General features: G+C 28.1%; 4 protein-coding genes. 2 read left to right on the top strand and 2 right to left on the bottom strand.

What is annotated here, in order from left to right; translation table 11 throughout:
* On the bottom strand, positions 1-906 hold a 906-nt coding region (locus tag HG1285_RS20310), incomplete at its 3' end, for a bifunctional diguanylate cyclase/phosphodiesterase (protein WP_232219509.1).
* Positions 876-1,607: a PAS domain S-box protein gene (locus HG1285_RS05150; RefSeq protein WP_008288465.1), complete on the bottom strand. Its 732-nt coding sequence runs from the start codon at positions 1,605-1,607 to the stop codon at positions 876-878. The genes HG1285_RS05150 and HG1285_RS20310, both read right to left, overlap by 31 nt.
* Before the next feature lie 151 nt (positions 1,608-1,758).
* On the opposite strand from HG1285_RS05150, the gene HG1285_RS05155 reads away from it, so the two are divergent.
* Positions 1,759-2,118 (top strand): hypothetical protein, encoded by a 360-nt coding sequence (locus HG1285_RS05155; protein WP_008288464.1) that lies wholly within the window; start codon positions 1,759-1,761, stop codon positions 2,116-2,118.
* On the top strand, positions 2,108-3,149 hold a 1,042-nt coding region (locus HG1285_RS05160; protein ID WP_008288463.1), incomplete at its 3' end, for a GIY-YIG nuclease family protein. The genes HG1285_RS05155 and HG1285_RS05160, both read left to right, overlap by 11 nt.

Genomic DNA, 3,149 nt, shown 5'->3' with positions numbered 1-3,149 from the left:
TTCGGTTTCTGTTATTTCTATAATTATATTCTCAGCAGGAACTTTATATCTGGCAGCCAAATCCCATAGTTTTTGCGGACATTCATCATGTTTTAACTGTTCAAAAGACATATTTATAGATATTTTCAAATCAGGGTCTATTTTTACAATTTCACCTGCATACTGCAGAGCTTTTTCAGTTATAATACATCCTGCTTCAAACATAAGATTAGATTCCACTAAAGCAGGTATAAACTCATTAGGAGGAATTTTCCATCTGGCTAAAGCTTCTGCCCCAACTATCTTTTCAGATGATAAATCTATTTTTGGTTGAAAATAAACTTCAAACTCCTGAAACTGAATTGCCTTTTTTAGCTCCGAAAGTAAATTTATTTTCTTTTTAACACTGCTATTTACACTCTTATTGAAAAAGTATATTTCATTACTTCCTTTTCTTTTTGCCTGTTTTAACGCTATCTCTGCATTTGCTATTAATGTTTCCACATCATCGGCATCATCTGGATAAACTGTTATTCCAAGATTATAGTTCAGATAAATCTCGTTATTATCTATCTGAAATGGAGTCTGCAAAATATTTTTAAGCATATCTAATGTTATGTACGAAAATATATTTGAAATTTGAGGGTCTTTTATCGCTATAATAAATTCATCTGAACCATATCTTGCTATAATATCTGCTATATTTAACTGTGTTATAAGTCTTTTTGATATTTGTTTGAGTATTTCATTCCCTACATGAGAACCAAATGTATCATTTACTTCCGTAAAATTATAAATATCAACAAGAATAACTGCTATATTTTCTTTTAATTTATCACTTTCTTTAATAAGGTCTTTAAGTTGATGTTTAAAAAGTTCTTTATTTGGAAGTCTGGTTAAAAGGTCGTAATTTTCAAGGAAATAGATTTTTCTTCAAGTTCTTTTTTCTCTGTAATATCAATGAAAGTTGTGATTCCTACATATTCTCCCTTAAAACTTATTGTATTTGCATTTATATAAAACCATTTTACTTTTCCATCTTTTGTTCTTACTGGTAAAATATCACTGTAATTAAAGAATTCACCTTTTAATCTTTTTTTAATATTCTCTTTTACCTTTTTATCATAAGGTGGTTCAATAATATCCCATACATGTAAATCTTTAAGGTCTTCTTCTGAATATTTTGTAATTTCCTTGAAATAAGGATTTGTATATAAAAATTTATCTTTATAGATTAGAAAGCCAAAATTTGATTCATTTGTAATAACATCAATAATCTCTTGCTTTTCTTTTATCTCTGTTATATCGCTTTTTATACCAACATAATAAGTTTTTCCTTCAACTTCTATTTTATAAGCAGTTAGGTAGCAACTGATTTTTTTACCATCTTTTTTTATACATTCAATTTCACCTGAGAAATGACCTTTTTCACTTATATCTTTTACAACTTTTTTAAAGTTATTTTTTAGATGAACTTCTGGTGTTTTGCCTTTTAATTCCTCTAAAGTGTACCCCAATAATTTCTCATGAGCTTTATTTATTAAAACGTATTCACCTTTTTCATCTATTATTCCTATAGAATTTAAGGATTTATCAAATATCTCTTCAAATATAGACTTATTTAACATTAAATTAACATTCCTTTATAAAAAAAATTACAAAAATTTTGCAGAAAATAGTAATATAAAACTTTACTGGTAAGCAACATCTAACCTACAAAATTTGAAAACCTGCCATATAATATTATGTGTTTTACAAATTAAATCAAGGAGAAAGTTATTGAAAGCAAAAATAGGCAGTCAAATTCCATATTTTGAATTTTTAGATGGAATTAAGGGAAAGTCAGTGTACGACATAAGAAACAGATGGCATTTTATAATATACAAATCCAGCAACGTTGACCTGTCTGACTATGAAGACCAGCTTGAAAAAGCCGGTGTGAAGGTAATAGATTACATTCAGATTTTAACTAAAGATTTCTTAGACAAAATTGAGCTAAAAGATAAAGATGAGTTTTTAATTTTAGTGGACAGGTATGGAATTATACAACTTATTGCTGAAGGTAAAAATATTCCAGATTTTAGAGAAATCATGGAAACTATTCAGTTTATAGATAACGAGGGTTGCTGTGCTCTTTGATAAAATTAAAGAAGCGCCAGAAAAATCTGGTGTGTATATTTTTAAGAATAAAAACAAATACATATACATAGGAAAAGCAAAAAATCTAAAAAATAGATTAAAAGGACATCTTCAGGCATTAAAGTATGATTATAAAGAGCAGAAAATATTTGAAGAATCTACACAACTTGAATGGATAATAACATCTTCAGATTATGAAGCTTTTATACTTGAGAATGCACTTATAAAACAGTATAAGCCAAAGTACAATGTAATGCTAAAATCCGGCTCTGGTTATCCTATGCTTGTTATTACAAATGATGAATATCCTACAGTTAAAATAAGCAGAAAATACGGAGAAATAGACGGAGAGTACTTTGGTCCTTTTATACCTGCAAAAACTGCAAGGGCAATGAAACAGCTTATACACAAAGTATTTAAATTGAGAACTTGTGACCCAATGCCAAAAAGAAATATTGCATGTTTTGATTATCATCTTGGACTTTGCTCTGCACCATGTGTAAATAAAATTTCAAAAAAAGATTATATGCTTGATGTAAAATCTGCAAAAGCATTCTTATCAGGAGATGCTGGGAAAGTAATTTATCAACTTTACGACAGAATTGAAGAATATATGAAAAAAATGCTTTTTGAAAAAGCAGCAGTTGTAAGAGACCAGATATCAGCACTGGAAAATTTAATAAAAAAACAAAAAGTTGTAGGGATACCTGAAAAAGAAGCAGATATATTTTATATAAACTATCCTGATATATATATTACAGTAATCAGGACAAATAGAATAATTGGAATGGATAAATTAAAAGTATCAAATATTGAAGACGAAGAAAATATTGTATCCCTAATAATAAGCTACTACAAGCAAGGAAACTTCATACCTGGAAAGGTTGTCATAAATAAACAATTAGAAGATATTGAAAACCTTCAAAAATGGCTGTCAAATGTTGCCGGAAAAGAAATTAAAGTAGAAACCCAGATAATTCCTGAAGTAGAAGCATTTATAAAGCAAAATATAAAGCATTCATCTATAGATT

The organism is Hydrogenivirga sp. 128-5-R1-1, assembly GCF_000171895.1.
The sequence above is the reverse complement of the archived record's forward strand: the minus strand, read 5'-3'. Positions and strand labels throughout refer to the sequence as shown.

Bases quoted from the DNA above. Each gene is read 5' to 3' on its own strand.
- HG1285_RS05150 (WP_008288465.1), bottom strand. From the start codon at position 1,607: ATGTTAAATAAGTCTATATTTGAAGAGATATTTGATAAATCCTTAAAT.